Annotated in this window: 2 protein-coding genes and 1 pseudogene; 2 read left to right on the top strand and 1 reads right to left on the bottom strand. The window is 40.2% G+C overall.

Translation table 11 applies throughout. The features are described 5' to 3' along the window. Positions 1–53: 53 nt before the first annotated feature. Complete coding sequence (locus ACHRV3_RS02005; protein WP_395434336.1) at positions 54–2066, top strand: hypothetical protein; 2013 nt, start codon at positions 54–56, stop codon at positions 2064–2066. A 339-nt stretch (positions 2067–2405) separates the two neighbouring features. On the opposite strand, the gene ACHRV3_RS02000 is transcribed toward ACHRV3_RS02005, so the two are convergent. After that, the gene (locus tag ACHRV3_RS02000) at positions 2406–3008 is read right to left on the bottom strand and encodes a hypothetical protein (protein ID WP_395434335.1); all 603 of its coding nucleotides are present in this window, start codon (positions 3006–3008) and stop codon (positions 2406–2408) included. Positions 3009–4359: 1351 nt separating this feature from the next. On the opposite strand from ACHRV3_RS02000, the pseudogene ACHRV3_RS01995 reads away from it, so the two are divergent. After that, positions 4360–25776 (top strand): annotated as a pseudogene (locus tag ACHRV3_RS01995) (DUF4347 domain-containing protein); the annotation flags it as partial. Positions 25777–25873 lie beyond the last annotated feature (97 nt).

Raw genomic sequence — 25873 nt, 5'->3', positions numbered from 1 at the left:
TTATACGCAACAGTTTGATAGAGCAATAGAATCACAAATTTAAAATCAATTGAATGAAGAAGTTATGTATTGGCAGCAGAAGGATTTTTTTCGCTGTTATTTTAGTTTTAGTAACCTGCAAATCGTTTTCACAAGAAAACAGTCGGTGGGAAATTGAGCAAAACGGATCAATTACATGGAAGATAAAAGATAATATTCCACATAAAGATCATATAGAAATGAGTGGTAGAAAAATCTCCGCTGTGCTTCGTTACGGAGTAGGAGCAGACGGTTCTTTTAATAGTACCCGTAGTTTAGTCTGGCCTATGTTACGAACGATTCCAAACAACACCCATGCCAGTTTTACCCGCCAGTTTGCTCAGGATGCGATGCGGTTTGTTTTGGTAAACTATAAGCCGATTGTCAATGAAAAGGTAGTTTCGGTAACAATAGATGGAACTTTACTCGCAAAAAGTAAAGTCGATAATACCTTGGAACTTACCCGACAGTATTTTCCGTCAACCTCTTTGCCTGTTTTCTGCGAAAATTACACGATCAAAAATACAGCTGATAAAAGCTGTGTAGTAGAAATTCCGAAAATTAATTTTGAGTATAAGTCAGCGGAGGATAAAGGAACAGAAGGCAGTTACACCGTAATAACCCGAGTTGCTAATGAAGGAACTTTTGTGTTACAGCCCGGCGAAACGATTGATTTCTCTGTTTTTTACTGTGCTACTAAAAAGAACGAATCCATACCGGAATTGAATATGGAAACAGAGAAAAAGAATCGTTTGGAACTGGTTCGTCAATTAAGAACTAAATTGGTATTAGAAACCCCCGATCCGATCCTGAATACCGAATTTGAGTTTGCAAAACTAAGAGCCGCCGAGAGTATTTTTGAGACGAAAGGAGGACCCATGCACAGTCCCGGAGGAGAATCGTATTATGCGGCAATCTGGGCCAACGATCAGGCAGAATACATTGGTCCTTTTTTTTCGTATTTAGGTTATGATTACGCCAATAAAGCCTCTTTGAATGCGTATTTGCTTTTTGCGAAATACATCAACAAAGAATATAAGCCCATCCCAAGTTCGATTGTAGCAGAAGGAACTGATATCTGGGACGGTGCAGGCGATCGTGGTGATGCCGCCATGATTGCTTATGGCGCAGCACGTTACGCACTGGCAAGAGGGAATGTTAGCGAAGCAGAACAAGTATGGCCTTTAATTGAATGGTGTTTAGAATATTGTCGGTTAAAGCTAAATTCAGAAGGAGTGGTTTATTCGGATTCAGATGAACTGGAAGGACGATTTCCGGCAGGGAAAGCAAATCTTAATACTTCATCTTTGTATTATGACGCCTTAAATTCAGCAGTTTATCTGGGTAAAAGTTTGAAGAAAAACCCAAAACAACTGGATTTGTATAAACTCCAATCGCAGAACTTAAAAGCTTCAATCGAAAAGTATTTTGGTGCTGAGGTGGATGGATTTCTAACCTATAAATATTACAAAGAAAATGATGTTTTGCGTGCCTGGATCTGCACACCTCTGACGATGGGCATTTACGATCGTCAAAAAGGAACGATTGCCGCCTTGTTTTCTTCTAAATTATGGACTCCCGATGGACTCGCTAGTGCAGCCGGTGACAAAACCTTCTGGGACCGATCGACTTTATATGCTTTAAGAGGGGTTTTGGCCGCAGGAGAAACCGATAAAGCATTGGATTTTTTGCATTACTATTCTGAACGCCGTTTGTTGGGCGACCATGTTCCTTATCCGGTAGAGGCATATCCTGAAGGAAATCAACGCCATCTTTCGGCAGAAAGCGGCTTATATTGCAGGGTTTTTACGGAAGGATTATTTGGTATTCGTCCTGTGGGGTTAAATAGTTTTACTTTTACGCCCCGTCTTCCTAAATCATGGCCGGGTATGAGCTTGCGAAACCTGCATGCATTCGGACAAGATTTTGATATTACGGTTAAACGAACCAATAACGGACTAAAAGTAACCGTTTCGAATCAGAATAAAATATGGTTTGAAAAACAAATCAAGGAAGGAAATTTAATTCAGGTGGCATTCGATAAATAATAACAAATAAAGAAATCTTTGGTGTTTAATCAAGGGACGCAAATACAGCTCTAAAATGAATTTTTATAACTTAAATGGTTTAAAAGAAATCTGTATAATCCATTAAATTCTATCTAACTCTTTTAAGTTATTAAAAAAGAAGTTGTTTAGATTCATTGTTTTCGCGACTACCTTCATCATTTTGCGACGAATTTCACCACTTGGTACAAATTATTTTTTTGCCGCTGATAAAAGGATTTAAACAGATTTTATAAATCATTTTAATCCTTTGATCAGTGGCATTTTTATTGCTCATAGAGGTGTCAAGTTAGCAATTCTTTTTGCAGTAAAGACAGAACTCTAAAACTTGTAATTAACGCCAGCTGTAACAAAACCTTTGATTCCAAATCCTAATTCAGCAAATCCGCTTAATTTTTCTCCAACACGCAAGCAAATTGGATTAACCTGCCAACCCAAATCGATAGAATTGTTTTTAATTACGTTCCGATTTGTTTCTGTTATTTTTTCGTTCGTAAGATAAGCACCGATGCTTGCTGAACCATAAAGGTCTACTAGCGGTATCCTTAAATAAGTGTAATGTGCAGTAGGCAAAATCAATAGGTAACCAACGGCTCTCTTTACTGTCTTTGAAGTTTTTTCTGTTATCATTTTAGAGCTGTAATTCTGGTAACCAAGATCAAGTCCAACTCTACTTCTATCCGTAATTTGATACCTGTAACCGGCTTCTATCATACCAAAAGAGGATTCGGACTCTATCTTTGTTTTTTCTCCTGTAAAGCCATCAATAATGGCTGTTGGTAAAATATTTGAAAAGGAATCAATTGCACCAAGAGTAAAACCATCACTATAAGCCACATGTACTTCATTATTGTCAAAATCCTGTGCTTTGATTGATCCTGTTATTACACAGAATAACATTGTTATAACAATACTTGTTTTCATTTAAGATATTATTTTAAGGTTAATTGTCGAAAAAACAAATATGAACACGAGGTACTACAAATCAAAAATCAATTTATAATGACTTGTTTTTGATTTATTTCTGATAAAAAAGAGTAGTTAATCTCTAAACGACTTGCCAAAAAATTATGAAGCTCTTTTGTTGCACAATACCAAATTGGCGGAGCACACTTTTACATTTTCCCCTCATTTATTTATAGTGCTAAATTTATAAATGTTGGTCTGGGAGAGAATTCTGAAAATTGCGGCAGGATTTTTTAGGATAGGTTAAACAGAATAAAAAAAAAAGTAAACAAAATAAAACTTTCAGAAGTATTATAAGGCAGGTTTACTTCAAGAAACCTTTGTTTTGTCGGAATTAACCAATGATTGAGTAGTTGTTGAATTTATTAGTGGCTATTTTTTTTATGTATTTGTTTAATTTTGTTTAATAAATGTTGCTCTGTTAACTTTTTTTTAATTAATTTTAACTAGCTCATACATAAGGCGCTAAGCGCAAATCAATTTTTTTTGTTGCTGCTAATCACAGCAATTTTCAACAAACGTTATCTGCCCCAAATGATGGCTGTTTGCTATAGAGTAAGATTTTTTAAGCCTACCAATTAATTGATTAATTCTCTACTGTTTTTAAGTAGAGACATTTTTATACTTAACGCTTATGAGAAGAAAAGTACTTAACGCACCCTTTTTTTTGTGCTCTCTGTTTCTTTATTTTTTAGTTATTCAGAACTAAGTGCAAACACGGATCAACTCAACAGCAGTACTAAAGCTGGATTTGAGTCTTCTTTTAAAAACGAAAATGAAACTGTTTATATCGATTTATCGAGACAGGATTTCTTGTTGGGTAGAAAATCAATTCAAAGGCGTTTAATTGATTCCGAAAGTTGATAATCGAAACGACAGGATGTAAGAATTAGCTGATTCTATGCTGTAACGTCGCTAAAATAGGGAGTAGTCCGGAGAATATTATTTTTTTCAAATGTAAAGTAGACGACAATTCTACTTTTTTATAGAATTTAATTTTGAAGTGTAAAATGTTCGCTTTCAAAAATAATATAGTAATACCACAATAGCTTTTATTTTTTTGAAGATGTTTTCTGTTTTGGTTAGGATTAGTTAGCTGATAAATAGAAATCTAAGTGTAATTTAATTTTTTTTAGTGCTGTTCATTGCAGCATTTTTTTACAAATGTTATTTGACTTTTTAACGGTCATTAACAAAGAAATGAGATTCATTTTAGGAATAAACTGAATTTCAATTTTTAGTATTTAGATAAAATTAATTTGTTCCCTTCCATTTTATATCAAATGGGGGATTTTTATATGTAACGCTTATGAGAAGAAAAGTACTTAACTCGCTATTTTTTTTGTGCTCCTTTGTTTCTTTATTTTTTAATTATTCGGAAATAAGTGCAAAAAATGTTAAATTCAATACTGGTATTTTACCGGGTTTTGAGTCTTCTTTTAGGAATGAAGATGAAAAAAGCTATATCGATAAATCAGTACAAGATTTGTCGCTATATGATATTTCAAAAAACAATACCAGCTCAACGGTTTACAACTTAGTAACACACGGAAAGAGTGGGGCTCTTTATATAGAAAACAAATGGAGAAGCAAAGAGGAAATAGCGCTTTGGATGCTTCAAAACATTGATCTTTCTAAAATTAATCACATAAATATTTATGGTTGTGAATTTGCTAAAGGCAGAGAGGGAAAGGCTGCAGTTCGTTTTCTGGAGCACGCATTGGGGATTACAGTTGCAGCTTCTAACAACATTACAGGTAAAAATGGGGATTGGAATTTAGAGGTAGGAAAACCTGTTCAAGCTCTTAGTTTTAAAGAATACAAACACAATTTACAGTATGCTCCGGGCAATGATTTTGATGGTGATGAAGTCATAAATTCGGTTGATTTAGATGATGATAATGACGGAATTTTAGATGCTTTAGAAGCTCCAAGTTGTTATTATAATGTTTTTGAAGCTTTGGTGATGGCTAAAGTTTCTACAGGATTAACTTCTTCTACAGTAAACAGTATAGCCGTAACTCCGACAGCAGATATTCCAACACTTCGCGATGGAGTTTCGACCACATTGGCGGCTTCAGATCATGTGATAGCAGCAGGACAAACCAGCGCTACAACTTCAGTTATTTATACGATTGAATATCCCGTGCCCGTAAATCTGGCAACGGTAAATGTAATTGGAGCAACAGCAAGTTGGGGAACCGGCTCTTTTGCCGTTTTAGAAGGTTCTACAAATGGTACAACCTACACTATGATTTCAGCGCCATTAGCCACAAGTGCAGGTACTACCAAAACCTGGACCGTACAAGCTGCGAATCAAAATGATTTTTACAGATATTACAGAATCAGGGTTTCTACAGTAGGGTCAACTACGCCCACTTTTACCAATTTTGAAGTTACAGCTACCCAAGGTCCGGCTTTTTATAGCGCTTCGGCAAATCCAAAACCAACCTGTAGTGTAGACACTGACGGTGATGGTGTAACCAACAATTTTGATTTGGACAGTGATGGAGACGGCTGTCCGGATGCGAGAGAATCCAGAGTTACGGGAGTGCTGTTAAGCGGTACTTTTATAAACATAGGCGGAACGGTGACGGCTGTAAATGCAGTAGCACAAGGGCCTTATGGAACAAATGGTTTAGCCAGTTCATTAGAAAATAATGACACTTCTTCGGCAGTTTTAAACTTTTATGCAGCCTATAATCCATACGCGTTGAGCAATGTTTATAAAGGTTGTCTTGACAGTGATAGTGATGGTGTTCCTGATTTAGCAGACTTAGATGATGATAATGACGGTGTCTTAGACGCCACAGAAGCGCCTGGTTGTTACCTTAGTGCTTCGGAAGCGTTGGTTATAGCAAAAATTGGTACCGGAATGTTTTCCTCTACGGTAAATAGTGTGACGGTAACCCCGGGTGATGATATTCCAACTTTGCGTGATGGGACTTCTACATCAGTAGCGGCTTCAGATCATGTGATAGCTGCTGGACAAGCCAATTCTACAAGTTCAGTAATTTATACTATTGAATATCCTGTACCGGTAAACTTAGCTACCGTTAATGTTATAGGAGCAACAGCAAGCTGGGGAACTGGCTCTTTTGCCGTTTTAGAAGGTTCCCTAAATGGAATGGTATATACTACCATTTCGGCACCGGTGGCTACAAGTGCTGGTACCACTAAAACCTGGACCGTACAAGCTGCGAATCAAAATGATTTTTACAGATATTACAGAATTAGAGTGTCTACTGTAGGGACAACTACGCCTACTTTTACCAATTTTGAAGTTACAGCAACTCAGGGTCCTGCAGCTTTTAACGCTTCAGCAAATCCAAAAACAACCTGTAGTGTAGATACGGATAATGATGGTAAAACTAATAATTTAGACCTTGACAGCGATGGAGACGGTTGTCCGGATGCTAAAGAGGCGAGTGTAACCGGAACATTGTTAAGTGGTACTCTTGTAAATACATCAGGTAGCGTAACTGCCGCAAATGCGGTAGCACAAGGACCTTATGGCACTAATGGTTTAGCCAATTCTTTAGAAAATAATGATACTTCTTTTGGAACTACAAGTTATGTAGTAACCTATGGTCTATATGCCACAACTCCGGGATTAAATTTATGTCTTGACAGTGATAATGATGGTGTTGGTAATCTGACAGATATAGATGATGATAACGATGGAATACTTGATACTGTTGAACAAGGAAGTTGTGTTTCTTTGCTGAGCGGAGTAGTGGATGGTTCCTTTGAAGCTGCTTCAGGTGTTGCATGGAATGAAAACACCAATACTGCCAGTTTAAATTCAACCCTCGGGCCAACAGGTTGGGCTTCTTCAGGAAGTTGCGATACCTGGACAGGTAGTTTTTCATTAAATGGTTCCGGATTTTGGGGAGGTGCCTTGAATGGTACAGCCGCTACACCGGACGGAAATATTTTCGCAGCTATTTATAATGGCTTTACCAATGAAGCAATGGGTACCACTATTCCCGCTTCTAAAGGAATCCAGATTGGACAATCCTATAAGTTTGAATTTTATCAAATATTTGGAGGTACAAACGGAGTAACAACAGTTGGTCAGCTGGCGCAATTAAGATTTACCGTTGATGGTGTTGCCTATCTTTCTGATATGATGACCTATAACGGGAATAATGTGAAACAATGGGCAAAATCCTCTATCACTTTTGTGGCTACAACCACTGCTCCTGTACTTCTTATTGACGTATTTCCTACAGGTGCCGGAGATGGTAATTACATCGGAATTGATGGCATTACTTTATACAAAGCCAATACACAGGGATGTGGAGATGTTGAAGCCGATCTTGATGGTGACGGTATCCCGAATAGATTAGATTTAGACAGTGACGGCGACGGTTGTCCGGATGCTAAAGAATCAGGAGTTACAGGTACTTTATTAAGTGGTAATGTAGTAAATACATCGGGTACAGTAAGCACACCAAATGCGGTTGCACAAGGTCCTTATGGGGTAAATGGTCTGGCAAGTTCTATAGAGAGCGACGATACTTTTTCAGCTTCCACTAACTACGGTTCTACGTATAATTTATATGCATGGAACACCTTTTACAACTCTTGTATAGATACTGATAATGACGGAGTAAATGATTTAGCAGATATAGATGATGATAATGATGGAATACTAGATGCCATAGAAGCGCCAAGTTGTTACTATACTGCTTCTGAAGCTTCAGTCTTAGCTAAAGTATCTACAGGACTAAATGGTACGACCGTTAATAGCTCAGTTGTAAACGCAGGCGACGATATTCCGACGATGCGTGATGGTACTTCAACTAATTTGGCTGCCTCTAATCATGTTGTAGGAGCGGGACAAACGAGTACTACAAGCTCAGTAATTTATACCTTAGAATATCCCGGTTTTGTAAATTTGGCTACTGTAAATGTAATAGGAGCTACAGCAAGTTGGGGAACAGGTTCTGCTGCCGTGTTGGAAGGTTCTGTAAATGGAGTCACCTATACGACCATTTCGGCTCCGCTTGCTACAAGTACAGGAACCACAAAAACATGGACAGTTCAGGCCGCCAATCAAAATGATTTTTATAGATTTTATAGAATCAGAGTATCTACAGTAGGGAGTACTACGCCAACTTTTACCAATTATGAAATTACAGCTACTCAAGGACCTGCAGCTTATACCGCTTCAATTAATCCGAAACCATCCTGTAGTGTAGACACAGATGGTGATGGAGTAACCAACAACAAAGATTTAGACAGTGATGGAGACGGTTGTCCGGATGCCAAAGAATCAGGGGTTACCGGAACTTTACTAAGTGGCAGTCTTGTTAATACATCAGGCACTGTGACTGCTGCAAATGCCGTAGCACAAGGACCTTATGGCACAAATGGTTTGGCTAATCCTTTAGAAAACAATGATACTTCTTTTGCAGTTACAAGTTATGCATCTACCTATAATGTTTACAGTATTTTTAAAGCTTTAAATGCTTGTGCTGATAGTGATGGTGATGGAGTTGGCGATTTAGTGGATATCGACGATGATAATGATGGTATTTTGGATACTGTTGAAGCACCAAGCTGTTATTATACTGCTTTTGAGGCTGCTAAAATAATAAATGTTACGACAAACCTAACCATTGGAAGCGGTACCCCGATAACCAATACGTATGATGGAATTGACAATACTTCCAGCGATTTTTATTTTAACCCGGGTCAAAATGCGATTGGATTATCTATATATGAAATTACACCTACAGTCCCTGTAGCGATAACTGCCATTCGTTTTTCAATGTATAATTTAGGTTTCACTGATGGTGGTGCCGGTAATACAGTAAAACTGCAAGGTTACAATGGTACTTCATGGGTAGACTTGAATGCTGCAGCAGTGCGATCAACCGTTAATGCAACAGAAACCTTTACCAATACCCTTCAGACCGGAGTTAAGTTTGCTAAGTATAGAATAACAGGAGCTGCAGGCACGGCTTACTATGCCAGAGTATTAGAAATGTATCTGGATTTGGATGCTTCTTATAGCGCGTCTCAAAACCCAAAAACAACTTGCACTGTAGATACCGATGGTGATGGAATAACTAATAATTTAGATTTAGACAGTGATGGTGATGGATGTCCGGATGCTAAAGAATCAGGAGTGACAGGTACTTTATTAAGTGGTAATGTTGTAAATACTTCCGGCACGGTAAGTACTCCAAATGCTGTGGCACAAGGGCCATATGGAGTTAATGGTTTGGCGAATCCATTAGAAAATAATGATACGGTAGGAGCGGTAACGAGTTATACTTCAACCTATAATTTGTATGCCATTTATAAAGCTTTAAATGCTTGTGCAGATAGTGATAATGATGGAGTGAGTGATCTGGCAGACATAGATGATGATAATGATGGTATTCTGGACGCTGTAGAAGCACCAACCTGTTATTATACAGCAGCTGAAGCTTTAGTGTTGTCTAAAGTATCAACAGGACTTGCAACTACTACAGTTAATAGTGTAGTGGTTAATCCAGGAGACGACATTGCAACAATGCGTGATGGTACTGCTACAACTGTGGCAGCCTCTAATCATGTGGTTCCGGCTGCACTGGTATATACGACAAGTTCCGTAATTTATAACATTGAATATCCCGTACCGGTAAATTTAGCGACAGTAAATGTAATAGGAGCTACGGCAAGTTGGGGAACAGGATTTTTCGCCGTATTGGAAGGTTCTACAAACGGTACAACTTACACCACTATTTCAGCTCCCGTAGCCACAAGTGCAGGAACAACTAAAACCTGGACAGTGCAAGCTGCAAATCAAAATGATTTTTATAAATATTACAGAATAAGAGTATCTACAGTAGGTACCACCACACCAACGTTTACCAATTTTGAAGTTACAGCAACGCAAGGAATTGCTGTTTATGGAGCTTCAGCAAATCCAAAACCGACTTGTAGTGTGGACACTGACGGCGATGGTATAACCAATAATTTAGATTTAGACAGTGATGGTGATGGTTGCCCGGATGCCAAAGAAGCTACAGTAACAGGTACTTTATTAAACGGAAATGTTGTGAATACTTCCGGTACGGTAAGCACACCAAATGCAGTAGCACAAGGGCCTTATGGAACCAATGGTTTGGCTAATCCGTTAGAAAATAATGATACAGCGGCAGCTGTAACAAGCTATACTTCAACCTATAATGCCTATGCTATTTTTAAAACATTAAATGCCTGTGCAGATAGTGATAGTGATGGAGTATCAGATTTAGCAGATATCGATGATGATAATGATGGTATTCTAGATGCTACAGAAGCACCAAGCTGTTATTACACAGCAGCGGAGGCTTTGGTTCTATCTAAAGTATCAACCGGACTAACAACGACGACCGTTAATAGTGTAGTGGTCAACTCAGGTGATGATATTCCAACCCTGCGTGATGGAACCTCTACAACCGTGGCAGCCTCTAATCATGTTGTTCCCGCAGCACTTGTTTATACGACAAATTCGGTAATTTATAATATAGAATATTTGGTACCCGTAAACTTGGCTACAGTAAATGTAATAGGAGCTACAGCAAGTTGGGGAACAGGATTTTTCGCCGTATTGGAAGGTTCTACAAACGGTACAACTTACACCACTATTTCAGCTCCCGTAGCCACAAGTGCAGGAACAACTAAAACCTGGACAGTGCAAGCTGCAAATCAAAATGATTTTTATAAATATTACAGAATAAGAGTATCTACAGTAGGTACCACCACACCAACGTTTACCAATTTTGAAGTTACAGCAACGCAAGGAATTGCTGTTTATGGAGCTTCTGCAAATCCAAAACCAACTTGTAGTGTGGACACTGACGGCGACGGTATAACCAATACTTTAGATTTAGACAGTGACGGAGACGGCTGTCCGGATGCTAAAGAAGCCACAGTTACAGGTACTTTACTAAGCGGTAGTCTTGTGAATACTTCAGGTACCGTGACCGCTGCAAATGCAGTTGCTCAAGGACCATATGGAGCGAATGGTTTGGCAAATCCACTAGAAAATAACGATACAGCAGCAGCTGTAACAAGTTATACATCAACTTATAACCAGTATGCAGTAAGTGCAATCTTAAATGCTTGTTTAGATACTGACGGTGACGGAGTGGGGGATTTAGTTGATATCGATGATGATAATGATGGTATTTTGGATACCGTTGAAGCGCCAGCTTGTTATTATACTTCAGCTGAGGCTTCTAAAATTATAAATGTTACTTCAAATCTGACTATTGGAAGTAATACACCAATAACAAATACGTATGATGGAGTTGATAGTACAGCCAGTGATTTTTACTTTAATCCGGGTCAAAATGCGGTTGGATTATCGATCTACGAAATTACTCCTACAACTCCTGTAGCGATAACAGCTATTCGTTTTTCAATGTATAATTTAGGCTTTACCGATGGTGGTGCCGGTAATACAGTAAAATTACAAGGTTATAATGGTACTTCATGGGTAGACTTGAATGCAGCAGCGGTGCGATCTGTTGTTAATGCAACAGAAACCTTTACCAATACACTTCAGACCGGAGTTAAATTTGCTAAATTTAGAATAACAGGAGCAACAGGGACGGCTTATTATGCCAGAGTATTAGAAATGTATCTGGATTCGGATGCAACTTATAATGCTTCACAAAATCCTAAACCAACCTGTAGTGTTGATACCGATGCAGATGGTATAACAAATAATCTAGACTTAGACAGTGATGGTGACGGTTGCCCGGATGCTAAAGAAGCGACAGTTACAGGTACCTTATTAAGTGGTAATCTGGTAAACACTTCCGGTACGGTAAGTGCTCCAAATGCAATAGCGCAAGGACCTTACGGCGTCAATGGTTTAGCCAATGCATTAGAAAATAATGATACCGTTGCTGGCACTACAAGTTATGCATCGACCTATAGCCCAAATGCAGTAAGTACTGTTTTAAATGGATGTTTAGATAGTGATGGTGATGGTGTTGGAGATTTAGTTGATATTGATGATGATAATGATGGTATTACGGATATACTGGAACAAAATTGTTTGTTTGCAAGCTCTACATTAGCTCCTTCAAGTACATTTGCTTACGCTGTAACAAGGTATCCAAATTATGATGGAACAGCTACCGGAGAGGCAAGTGGATTTAAACCTTTAAATGCAACAGGAGCTGTAGCCCTTGCAAATTATACAAGTACGAGTAATGATTTAAGTATTACAACTCCGGATGCACCAACGTCGTACATAAACGGTGTCGTAGTTGTTGAGTTCGTGCACCCGATTAAGATTGAAGAAAGAGGATTTTATAAATTTTCAAATTTAGATGCTGCTGATCATTTTGCGATTATAAAACGTAAAAACGGAGTTGAAACTGTAGTTTATTCGAAATATCGAGCATATGCTGCACCGTTACCACCAACAATACTGGCTCAAGATGTATATTTTGATGTAGGAGATGAATTGGTACTACGTTGGGGAGAAGAACATGGAAATAGCTGGTGGCTTAATAATTTGAATGTAGAAAAAAGATTATGTTCCAACTTAGATACAGATGGAGATGGTGTTCCGGATAGTTTAGATTTAGACAGTGATGGTGATGGCTGTCCAGATGCCAGAGAAGCGGGAGTTACAGGGACTTTACTAAGTGGAAGTCTGATAAACACTTCAGGAACTGTAAGCGCTCCAAATGCTGTGGCACAGGGACCTTATGGAGTCAATGGTCTTGCAAATCCTTTAGAAAATAATGATACTTTCATAGCCACTACAAGTTATCCATCCACCTATAGTACGTATGCAATCTATAAAGCATTAAATATTTGTGCAGATAGTGATGCAGATGGAATTAATGATTTAGTAGATATCGATGATGATAATGATGGTATTATTGATGCCGTTGAAGCACCAAGCTGTTATTATACCGCTGTTGAAGCTTCTAAAATTACAAATGTTACTTCAAATTTAACAATTGGAAGTAACACCCCAATAACGAATACATATGATGGGATAGATAGTACAGCCAGTGATTTTTATTTTAGTCCTGGTCAAAGTGCGATTGGATTATCAATTTACGAAATTACGCCTACAGTGCCTGTAGCCTTAGCAGCTATTCGTTTTTCAATGTATAATTTAGGTTTCACCGATGGTGGTGCCGGAAATACAGTAAAATTACAAGGTTATAATGGTACTTCGTGGGTAGACTTGAATGCCGCAGCGGTGCGATCTGTTGTTAATGCAACAGAAACCTTCACCAATACCCTGCAACCAGGAGTTAAGTTTGCCAAATATAGAATTACAGGAGCAACAGGAACAGCTTACTATGCCAGAGTGCTGGAAATGTATGTGGACTTAGATGCGACATATAGCGCTTCGCAAAATCCAAAACCGATCTGCAGTGTAGATACCGATGGTGACGGTATAACCAATAATTTAGACCTGGACAGTGATGGTGACGGTTGTCCGGATGCCAAAGAAGCAACAGTTACTGGTACTTTATTAAACGGTAACTTAGTAAATACTTCCGGTACGGTAAGTGCTCCAAATGCAATAGCACAAGGACCTTACGGAACCAATGGTTTAGCCAATCCATTAGAAAATAATGACACAGCAGCAGGGACAACCAGCTATACATCAACATACGCTCCAAATGCAGTGAGTCCTATTTTAAATGGCTGTTTGGATAGTGATGGAGACGGAGTAGGTGATTTAGTTGATATTGACGATGATAATGATGGAATATTAGATACAGTCGAATCCGCTATTTGTAAAGTTGCCGATAATTGTGGCGGTTTGCATGGTAATGATTCTTGGATTGTTTGGGATAGTGGAATGGGAACTGCTACTTGGTCCGGACATATGACCTATGGCAGCAAAACCGTGACCGTTACCTTGAAGAGTAATAATGCAACTGCAATGAGTAGTACTACTCAAGCAACATGGGATAATGCCAGTACTGGGCTTAATTCTTTTTGCCCAGCCAATTTTACAGGATCTGTCGTTACGCCGATCATAAGCACTGCGGGTAGCTGGACTTTAACATTTTCAGAGCCGATTCCTACACCGAGATTTCATATATGGTCGTACGGTGGTGGTGGTGGCCAAGCCCCATTGGCTTTTACGGGCACTTATTCATTAACAAAAATCCAACAGGGTACAGGTTTAAATTTTACCGCAAACAACGCTCTGCATCAGTTAGATGGTGTAACGACTTATGCACAAGGAACAACAGAATTGGGAGACACACTATCGTCTATTACCTTTTCAACCACCCAAGCCGAATTCTGGTGGTCTGTTAATGTTTCTGCAGATATTACAGCCGGTGCCGCAGAGTGTGGCGACATAGATACGGATGGAGACGGTATTGTAAATCGATTGGATTTAGATAGTGATGGTGACGGCTGTCCGGATGCCAAAGAAGCGACAGTAACAGGTACTTTATTAAGTGGTAGCCTTGTGAATACTTCAGGTACCGTAACTGCTCCAAATGCAATTGCTCAAGGACCTTATGGAACCAATGGTTTAGCCAATCCATTAGAAAATAATGATACAGCAGCGGCTACAACAAGTTACACTTCGACCTATAGTCAATATGCAGTGAACAGTACTCTGAATGCCTGTATCGATAGTGATGGTGATGGAGTAGGAGATTTAGTGGATATCGATGATGATAATGATGGTATACTGGATACGACAGAATGTCTTCAAAGCAGTGTTAGTGCCGTACCTTCAACGGTATTGATTAATACAACCAATGAAGATACTTTTGGAATAAGAACCGGACTAATAACTGAATTTACAAATTATATGCCTGCGGGGTCTACTGTTTCTAACTTTCTTACTTTAGAAAATGCAACAGTACCGGCAAATTATTATAGTGGTTATGATATGGTCGTTATTGAATCTACCAGTAACACCATTAATGCAGCACACTGGACAGCACTTACAGATGCTATTGTCAATAAAAAAAGTAAATCATTTGCCTTTTTTGTCGATGGTTGTTGTAATGCTGCCAACATGACCGGTCTTGTAACCATGCTTAATACCGTTTATGGTACAAGTTATTCTGTAGGGCCATCTATTTCTCCGCAGGATTTACCACTAAACACAAATGCGGATTATTTTAGTATAATGAACCCAATATGGCCAGTTCCACATGGGGCAGTATTACAGCTCATAAACGGAGTTGCGGATAAGGATGTATTAAATTATGGTCAGGGACAACCTACTTCTGCCTTTTTAATTATGAGACAGATTCCGGGCGCTTCAAGTAAAGGGAATTTTGTTTTTGTTTCTGATGATGCAACACCGACACAATCAGGATATTATCCGCAAAATCAAGGAAGAATTGCAACCGCTTTAAACACGGTATTACATAGTGATAGCTCTTGTAACCTTGATACTGATGGTGATGGAATTCCGAATCGATTAGATTTGGATAGTGATGGCGATGGTTGCCCTGATGCTAAAGAATCGGGTGTCACAGGAACTTTATTAAGTGGAAGTCTTGTCAATACTTCAGGTACTGTGAGTGCTCCAAATGCTGTGGCACAAGGACCTTATGGAGCCAATGGATTAGCAAATCCGTTGGAAAATAATGATACTCAATCAGCGACTACAAGTTATGCATCAACCTATCCTAATTATGCGCTTTCTACTGGTGTGAATGCTTGTATAGATACAGATAATGACGGAGTGCCGGATTTAGTTGATATTGATGATGATAACGATAGTATTTTAGATGTTATAGAAGCACCGAGTTGTTATTACACAGCCGCTGAAGCTTCGGTTATAGCAAATGTCTCTACAGGATTAGTATCCACTACTGTAAACAGTGGACCAATACTTCCTAGAAATGACATTCCAACAATGCGCGATGGTGTTTCTACTAATGTGGCAGCCTCTAATCATGTTGTACCGGCGGGATTAGTTTATACAACCAGTACCGTAATTTATAACATTCAATATCCTGTACCGGTTAATCTTGCCACTCTAAATGTGGTTGGAGCTACAGCAAGTTGGGGTACAGGGTTCTTTGCCGTGTTGGAAGGCTCAACAAATGGTACAACTTATACAACCATTTCAGCACCGGTGGCTACAAGCGCAGGAACAACCAAAACCTGGACTGTACAAGCAGCCAATCAAAATGACTTTTATAAATATTACAGAATCAGAGTATCTACTGTAGGAACGACTACACCAACGTTTACCAATTATGAGGTTACTTCAACTCAGGGTCCTGCTGTTTATGTAGCTGCATCAAACCCAAAAGCTACTTGTAGTGTGGATACTGATGGTGATGGTGTAACGAATAATTTAGATTTAGACAGTGACGGCGACGGTTGTCCGGATGCCAAAGAATCAGGCGCGACAGGAACATTATTAAGTGGTAATCTTGTAAATACTTCAGGTACGGTAAGCGCTCCAAATGCAGTAGCGCAAGGACCTTATGGAGCCAATGGACTCGCCAATCCATTAGAAAATAATGATACTGCTGCGGCAACTACAAGTTATTTATCTACTTATAATAATTATGCCATCTATAAAACGTTAAATGCCTGTTCAGACAGTGATAATGACGGAATATCAGATTTAGTAGATATAGACGATGACAATGATGGAATCTTAGATGCCGTTGAAGCACCAAGCTGTTATTATACAGCAGCCGAAGCTTTGGTTTTATCTAAAGTATCAACTGGATTGACAACAACTACAGTTAATAGTGTTGTAGTGAATTCAGGTGACGATATTCCAACCATGCGTGATGGTACTTCTACAAATGTAGCGGCATCCAATCATGTTGTTCCGGCAGGATTGGTTTATACGACCAGTTCTGTAATTTACAATATAGAGTATCCGGTACCGGTAAATTTAGCTACATTAAATGTAGTAGGAGCTACCGCAAGTTGGGGAACAGGGTATTCTGCAGTACTAGAAGGTTCTACAAATGCGAGTACGTATACTACGATCTCAGCACCACTTGCCATAAGTGCAGGAGCAACCAAAACCTGGACAGTGCAAGCTGCCAATCAAAATGATTTTTATAAATATTACAGAATAAGAATTTCTACGGTTGGAACAACTACACCTACTTATACCAATTATGAAATCACAGCGACTCAGGGAATTGCGGTTTACGGAGCTTCAGCCAATCCAAAACCAATTTGTAGTGTTGATACAGATGGTGACGGTATAACCAATAATTTAGATTTAGACAGTGATGGTGACGGCTGTCCGGATGCCAAAGAATCGAGTGTTACCGGTACATTATTAAGTGGTAGTCTTGTAAACACTTCCGGGACTGTAACTGCTCCAAACACAGTAGCGCAAGGACCTTATGGTGCAAATGGTTTGGCCAACGGGCTGGAAAATAATGATACTACGAAAGCAGTAACAAGTTATATATCAACCTATACTAAATACGCTACAGTATCAGGCTTGAATTTATGTACCGATACAGACGGTGACGGAATTGGAGACTTGGTAGATATCGATGACGATAATGACGGTATTTTAGACACCGCAGAAACGGTTATTGGTGCCTGTGCTCAATTCGGTACAAGATATTACGCGACTGTTCCGGGATTTGATAATAGTTTAGGCAGTACGGCTTTGGCAAGCTATTTTAGCGGAACTGATATTTATGGACAACCAACGTTTCCAAGTCAATATACAACTAATGCAAATAATCCTAACGGAGGAAATGCAGGTACCTATAATGTCGTAGTTACCACTTCGGGAATTACGCAAGCTTTATACGATGATTCCGCAGGTACAGCAGCGAATGGGGATCTTGAAATGATAGTAGACGAGTTCTATTTAGACTTACGTACACAAAATAATGTACAGTTTAATGTAACATCCGGAGGAGCTGTAGATTTTACATGGCTTTCAGTTTTTCCAAATGGAGATCCTTCAGAAGTTCCTTTAACAACACAAATTACAACAAGTACAGGTGCAGCAAGTACATTTACACCTGCTTTTACCAATGCAACAGGAAGAGTTTTAGTTAGAGTTTATCATTTTGATAATGGTGCCGGAGACAATTATGTTGCGCAATGGCAGTCTGCTCAGACTACAGTAAGAACTATTTCGTCTGCTAATGTTAGTTCCGGTTGTATCTTGGATATCGATACTGACGGTGACGGAATTGCAAACCGATTAGACTTAGACAGTGATGGTGACGGTTGTCCGGATGCCAAAGAATCGGGAGTTACAGGGACATTATTAAGCGGTAATCTTGTAAATACTTCCGGTACTGTAAGTGCTCCAAATGCAGTAGCACAGGGACCTTATGGTAACAACGGTTTAGCCAATCCATTAGAAAACAATGATACAGCTGCGGCAACCACAAGTTACCCTTCAACCTATACTCTATATGGATTAAACAAAGCTTTAAACGTTTGTGCTGATACAGATGGTGATGGAATCAATGATTTAGTGGATATTGATGATGATAATGATGGTATTTTAGACGCAGTGGAAGCACCAAGTTGTTATTATACTGCTGCAGAAGGATTGGTTATAGCAAAAGTTTCGACCGGTTTAGCCTCTACGACAGTAAATAGCATAACGGTTACACCAGGAAATGATATTCTAACTTTACATGATGGGACTTCTACAAATGTAGCAGCATCCAATCATATTGTCGCAGCCGCACAAACGAGTACTACCAGTTCAATAATCTACACGATAGAGTATCCGGCATTTGTAAATTTAGCCACAGTAAATGTAATTGGAGCAACGGCAAGCTGGGGTACAGGATCTTTCGCTGTATTAGAAGGTTCAATTAATGGCGTAGCTTATACGACTATTTCGGCTCCGGTGGCAACCAGTGCAGGAACAACCAAAACATGGGCAGTACAAGCAGCAAACCAAAACGATTTTTATAAATACTATAGAATTAGAGTATCTACAGTAGGATCGACAACGCCAACTTTTACAAATTATGAGATTACGGCAACTCAGGGACCTGCAACTTATATTGCTTCATCCAATCCAAAAGCTACTTGTACTGTTGACACAGACGGTGATGGTAAAACCAATAATGTAGATTTGGATAGTGATGGTGATGGTTGTAGTGATCATTTCGAATCTGGTGTTAGTATGAATCGTACTTCTAATTTTACATACGGAAGTTCACAACCGGACACGAATTTAAATGGATTTAATGATACACTTGAGTCTCTTGCAAGCCCTGGGATATACACAGGAACTTATACTTATGTTAATGCAACAATAATAAGTCCGGATTCCGATGGTGATGGTGTAGCAGATTCTTGTGATTGTTTTGATAACACCAGAACTGACACCGATGGTGATGGAGTTCCGGATTATGCTGATGTTGATGACGATAATGACGGAATTTCCGATATAGTAGAAGGTACCTTAGATACTGATGGTGATGGAATTATCAACAGTTTAGATTTGGATAGTGATAATGACGGTATTCCTGATGCAATAGAAGCTTCCGGAAATCTTGCAAGCTACACAAGTCTTGTTAGTTGTCGTTTCCCTGACGGAAATGTTATTGATGCAGGTGGCTGTGAAACAGGACAGTCTACAGGCGGTTTAATAACACCAATAAATACAGATGGCGATGCTTTACCGGATTATTTAGACCTTAACAGTGATAACGATAGCTGTAGTGATGCTCAGGAAGCAGGAATCAATATAGTAACTTTTACAGTTAGCGTTAACGCCTATTCAGCAGTGAATGACGGCAGTGGAACAGGGCTAACAAATGCAGGTTGCTTTAAACCTATTAATACTGATTGGATCAATAGTGCTATTGCTAAAGCATGTTGCGAAATAATTGAAACCAGTTTAACAATAGCGGCAAACAGTCCAACAAATTGTACTCCGGGTAATGATGGAAGTTTAGTAATTAGTAATGGAGGACTTTTACCTGGAAAAATTTATCAGGTTAGCTATGTGAAAAATGGAGCTGCTCCGGTAGTAGCCAATATTACATCAAATAGCAGCAGTCAATTAACGATTCAAAATTTAATGCCGGGAAGTTATACGGATGTTATAGTTTCTCTTACAACAGACAGTGGCTGTTTTGGTGAAGTGCCTGGTGAACCATTTATAATTCAGACTTATCAAAGTAATTTAGTAGTTACTAATCTTGCTACTAATATTGGCTGTCAAGGTCAATCTACAGGTGCCATAAATGCAACTGTTAACGGAGGAACCGGTCCATTTACATATAGTTGGAGTACAGGACAAACAACAGAAGACCTAACAGGAATTCCTGCAGGAAGTTATACCTTGACAGTAACAGATGCTAAAGGATGTAAATTTGTTACTAGTCCAATAGTGATTACCCAGCCATCTAGTACTTTAACTGCTAATTTAACGAAACAAAATGCAACTACGGGTCAAGGCTGTAGTAATGGTAGCGCTACAGTTACTGCCACAGGTGGTACAGCGCCATACACCTATCTATGGAGTAATGGAGGTACAACAGCAACCATCACAGGACTGATCAACGGAACTTACAGTGTAACAGTAACCGATACTAACGGTTGTACGTTCACAGAGAGTGTCGTAGTGGATTGTGTGAATACTTGCGACGCAGTAGTAACAGTTGGAACCGTTACCAATGTATTGTGTACCGGAACAGCTACAGGAGCGATTACAGTGAATGCAAGTTCGGCTTTACGTCCAGGGGCAGTCTTTACTTTCACTTGGAGTGATGGAACGATTACCACAGGTACCAGCAGTACGATAAGTAATAAAGCAGCCGGTACTTATACCGTAGGAGTAACTATAAATGGTACTGTATGTGATGCCGTAGAAGAAAGTATTACCATCACAGAACCGGCAAGCATGTTAAGCGCCAGCGCTACTGCTACTGACGAGAACGGTCCAACAACCAGTGATGGAACAGTAAGTGTAACAGCCAATGGTGGAGTAGGTCCATATACTTATCTATGGAATACCGGAGCAACTACCGCTCAGGTTACCGGACTGGATATGGGTACTTATACAGTAACAGTAACCGATGCTAATGGTTGTACTGCTACAGCGAGCGCAACAGTGAACAGTGGTACTTGTTTGATGTTAGCCGCTACAGCGAGTAGCACAGCAGTGAACTGCTTTGGTACGAGTACCGGAACAGTGAGCGTGAGTGTAAGCGGAGGTTCAGGTAACTTTACTTACCTATGGAATAATGGAGCTACTACAGCCACAGTAAATAATTTACCAGCAGGTAATTATAGTGTAACGGTAACTGATACCACTACTTTATGTACTACAACAAGTAGCGCAGAAGTTCAAAGTCCATTAGCGTTGACTTTGCAAGCTGGAGCCACACAAGTATTATGTAACGGACAAAATAATGGATCTGTTGATATCACCGTAAGTGGTGGTACAGCGCCATACACTTATGCGTGGAGTACTACTAACGGAACTGGTTTAGTAGCCACTCAGGAAGATCAGGTTAACCTTGGAGCTGGTACTTATAATGTTACCGCTACAGACAGCAAAGGCTGTACAGTAACCGAATCAATTACAATCACCCAACCGGTACAACTTACCCTAAGTGAAAATACAGGCGCTCATCAAGAGGCGTCTTGTACAGGAAGCGCAACAGGAGGCTTTACTGTTGTAGCCACAGGTGGAACCACACCTTATCTATACAGTATCGATAATTTTGCAACTAGTAATGCAACAGGAATCTTTAGCGGACTAGGATCAGGTAGTTATACCGTTTCGGTACGAGATGCAGGAGACTGTCAAACCAGTGTTGCCATACTAATTAGTGAGCCATCAAGCGCTTTAACAGCTAATCTAACCAAACAAAACGCTACTACAGCTCAAGGTTGTGCAGATGGTAAAGCTTCAGTAACTGCTACGGGTGGTACATTACCCTACAGCTATTTATGGAATACAGGAGCTACTACAGCAAGCATCACCGGATTAACAGCAGGTGCTTATAGTGTAACGGTTACCGATGGTAATGGTTGCACGTTCAATGAGAGTGTGGTAGTGGATTGTGTGAACAATTGCGACGCCATAGTAACAGTTGGTACAGTAACCAATGTATTGTGCGTAGGTGCTGCTACAGGATCCATTACAGTAAACGCTACTTCAGTATTACATCCTGGAGCAGTCTTTACTTTCACTTGGAGTGATGGAACAATAACAACAGGTACAAGCAGTACAATAAACAATAAAGCGGCCGGTACGTATACCGTAGCCGTAACTATAAATGGCACTGTATGTGATGCCGTAGAAGAAAGTATTACGATCACCGAACCAGCTAGTTTGTTAAGCGCCAGTGCAACTGCAACAGATGAGTTAGGTCCAACAACCAGCGATGGAACAGTAAGTGTGACAGCCAGTGGAGGAGTAAGTCCATATACGTATCTATGGAATACGGGAGCCACAACCGCTCAGGTAACCGGACTTGATATGGGTACTTACACCGTAACGGTAACCGATGCTAATGGTTGTACTGCTACAGCCAGTGCCACGGTAAATGCCGGTACTTGTCTGATGTTAGCTGCTACCAGTGGTAGTACAGCAGTCAATTGTTTTGGTACCAGTACCGGAACAGTTCATGTAAGTGTAACAGGAGGTTCAGGTAGTTTTAGCTACCTATGGAATACTCCGGGGAATACTACTACCGCTACAGTAAGTGGTGTACTGGCAGGTACCTACCAAGTAACGGTGAAAGACAATACCACTTTATGTACAGCAACAAGTAGTGTAACCGTTCAAAGCCCACTAGCCTTATCATTAGGTTATGGTTCTACAGCGGTATTATGTTCAGGTCAAACTAATGGTTCTATTGACATCACTGTAGGTGGTGGAACTGCGCCATATACCTATGCTTGGAGTACAACTAATGGTAGCGCCGTAGTAGCCACTCAGGAAGACCAGGTTGCCTTAGGCGGCGGTACTTACGATGTTGTGGTTACCGATGCGAATGGTTGTACCTTAAACCAATCGATAGTAGTAAGCGAGCCGGCAACGCTAACAATTGTAGAGAATACAGGAGCTCATCAACAAGTGTTGTGTTCAGGCGGGGCCACAGGAGGTTTCACTGTTACAGCCTCAGGAGGTAATGCGCCTTATCTGTACAGTATCGATAATTTTGCTACAAGTAATTCAACAGGAATTTTCAGTTCATTAGCAGCGGGTTCTTATACAGTAAAAGTAAAAGATGCCAACGACTGTCAAGGAGCAAATCTAACCATAGTAATCACAGAACCTTCTACAGGTCTGATGGTTAATCTAACCAAACAAAACGCTACCACAGCTCAAAGCTGCAGTAACGGTAGCGCCACAGTTATCGCTACAGGTGGTACAGCGCCATATACGTATCTATGGAGTAATGGAGGTACAACAGCAACCATCACAGGACTTCTCAACGGAACTTACAGTGTAACGGTAACCGATACTAACGGCTGTACATTCACAGAGAGTGTCGTAGTGGATTGTGTGAATACCTGTGACGCAGTAGTAACAGTTGGAACCGTTACCAATGTATTGTGTACCGGAACAGCTACAGGAGCCATTACAGTAAATGCAAGTTCGGCTTTACGTCCTGGAGCAGTCTTTACTTTCACTTGGAGTGATGGAACGATAACCACAGGTACCAGTAGTACGATAAGCAATAAAGCAGCCGGTACTTATACTGTAGGAGTAACTATAAACGGTACTGTATGTGATGCTGTAGAAGAAAGTATTACCATTACCGAGCCGGCAAGCATGTTAAGCGCCAGTGCTACTGCTACCGACGAAAATGGTCCAACCACTAGTGATGGAACAGTAAGTGTAACAGCCAGTGGAGGAGTAGGTCCTTATACCTATCTATGGAATACCGGAGCGACTACCGCTACAGTAACGGGCTTGGATATGGGAACTTACACTGTAACAGTAACCGATACCAATGGTTGTACTGCTACAGCGAGCGCAACAGTGAACAGTGGAACTTGTCTGATGTTAGCCGCTACGGCTACTAGTACAGGGGTGACTTGTTTTGGTACGAGTACCGGAACAGTAAGCGTGAGTATAACAGGTGGTTCAGGCAACTTTACTTACCTATGGAATAATGGAGCTACTACAGCTACAGTAAATAATTTACCAGCAGGTAATTATAGTGTAACGGTAACCGATACCACTACTTTATGTACTACAACAAGTAGCACAGAAGTTCAAAGTCCATTAGCGTTGACGCTGCAAGCTGGAGCCACACAAGTATTATGTAACGGACAAAATAATGGATCAATTGATATCACCGTTAGTGGTGGTACAGCGCCATATACTTATGCGTGGAGTACTACTAACGGAACTGGTTTAACACCAACTCAAGAAGATCAGGTTAATCTGGGAGCTGGTACTTATAACGTTACCGCTACAGACAGCAAAGGTTGTACAGTAACCGAATCGATTACAATCACCCAACCGGTACAACTTACCCTAAGTGAAAATACAGCAGCTCATCAAGAGGCGTCTTGTACAGGAAGCGCCACAGGAAGTTTTACTGTTGTAGCCACAGGAGGTACGACACCTTATTTATACAGTATCGATAATTTTGCAACCAGTAATGCAACAGGAGTATTTAGCGGACTAGAATCAGGTAGTTATACCGTTTCGGTACGAGATGCAGGAGACTGTCAAACCAGTGTTGCAATACTAATTAGTGAACCATCGAGCGCTTTAACAGCTAATCTGACCAAACAAAACGCTACTACAGCACAAGGTTGCGCAGATGGTAAAGCTTCAGTAACTGCTACAGGTGGTACATTACCCTACAGCTATTTATGGAATACAGGAGCTACTACAGCAAGTATCACAGGATTAACAGCAGGCGCTTACAGTGTAACGGTTACCGATGGTAATGGTTGTACTTTCAATGAAAGTGTGGTGGTGGATTGTGTGAACAATTGCGACGCCGCAGTAACAGTCGGTACAGTAACCAATGTATTGTGCGTTGGTTCAGCTACAGGATCCATTACAGTAAACGCTACTTCAGTATTACATCCTGGAGCAGTCTTTACCTTCACTTGGAGTGATGGAACAGTGACCACTGGTACAAGCAGTACAATAAATAATAAAGCGGCCGGTACTTATACCGTAGGGGTAACTATAAACAGCACTGTATGTGATGCCGTAGAAGAAAGTATTACGATCACCGAACCAGCTAGTTTGTTAAGCGCCAGTGCAACTGCAACAGATGAACTAGGTCCAACAACCAGCGATGGAACAGTAAGTGTGACAGCCAGTGGAGGAGTAAGTCCATATACGTATCTGTGGAATACGGGAGCCACAACTGCTCAGGTAACCGGACTTGATATGGGTACTTACACCGTAACGGTAACCGATGCTAATGGTTGTACTGCTACAGCCAGTGCCACGGTCAATGCCGGAACTTGTTTAATGTTAGCTGCTACCAGTGGTAGTACAGCAGTCAATTGTTTTGGTACCAGTACCGGAACAGTTCATGTAAGTGTAACAGGAGGTTCAGGTAGTTTTAGCTATCTATGGAATACTCCGGGGAATAATACTACCGCTACAGTGAGTGGTGTACCGGCAGGTACCTACCAAGTAACAGTGAAAGACAATACCACTTTATGTACGGCAACAAGTAGTGTAACAGTTCAAAGTCCACTAGCCTTATCATTAGGTTATGGGGCTACAGCAGTATTATGCTCAGGTCAGACTAATGGATCAATCGATATTACCGTAAGCGGTGGTGCGACGCCATATACCTATGCCTGGAGTACAACTAATGGTAGCGCCGTAGTAGCCACTCAGGAAGATCAGGTTGCTTTAGGCGGCGGTACTTACGATGTTGTGGTTACTGATGCGA

This window comes from Flavobacterium sp. FlaQc-49, assembly GCF_044005985.1.
In the GTDB taxonomy this organism is placed as follows: Bacteria; Bacteroidota; Bacteroidia; order Flavobacteriales; family Flavobacteriaceae; genus Flavobacterium; species Flavobacterium cupriresistens.
Note: the sequence above shows the minus strand (reverse complement) of the source record. Positions and strands in the feature narration are given on the sequence as shown.

Coding starts and splice junctions, on each gene's coding strand:
- ACHRV3_RS02005 (WP_395434336.1), top strand. CDS start 54: ATGAAGAAGTTATGTATTGGCAGCAGAAGGATTTTTTTCGCTGTTATT.
- ACHRV3_RS02000 (WP_395434335.1), bottom strand. CDS start 3,008: ATGAAAACAAGTATTGTTATAACAATGTTATTCTGTGTAATAACAGGA.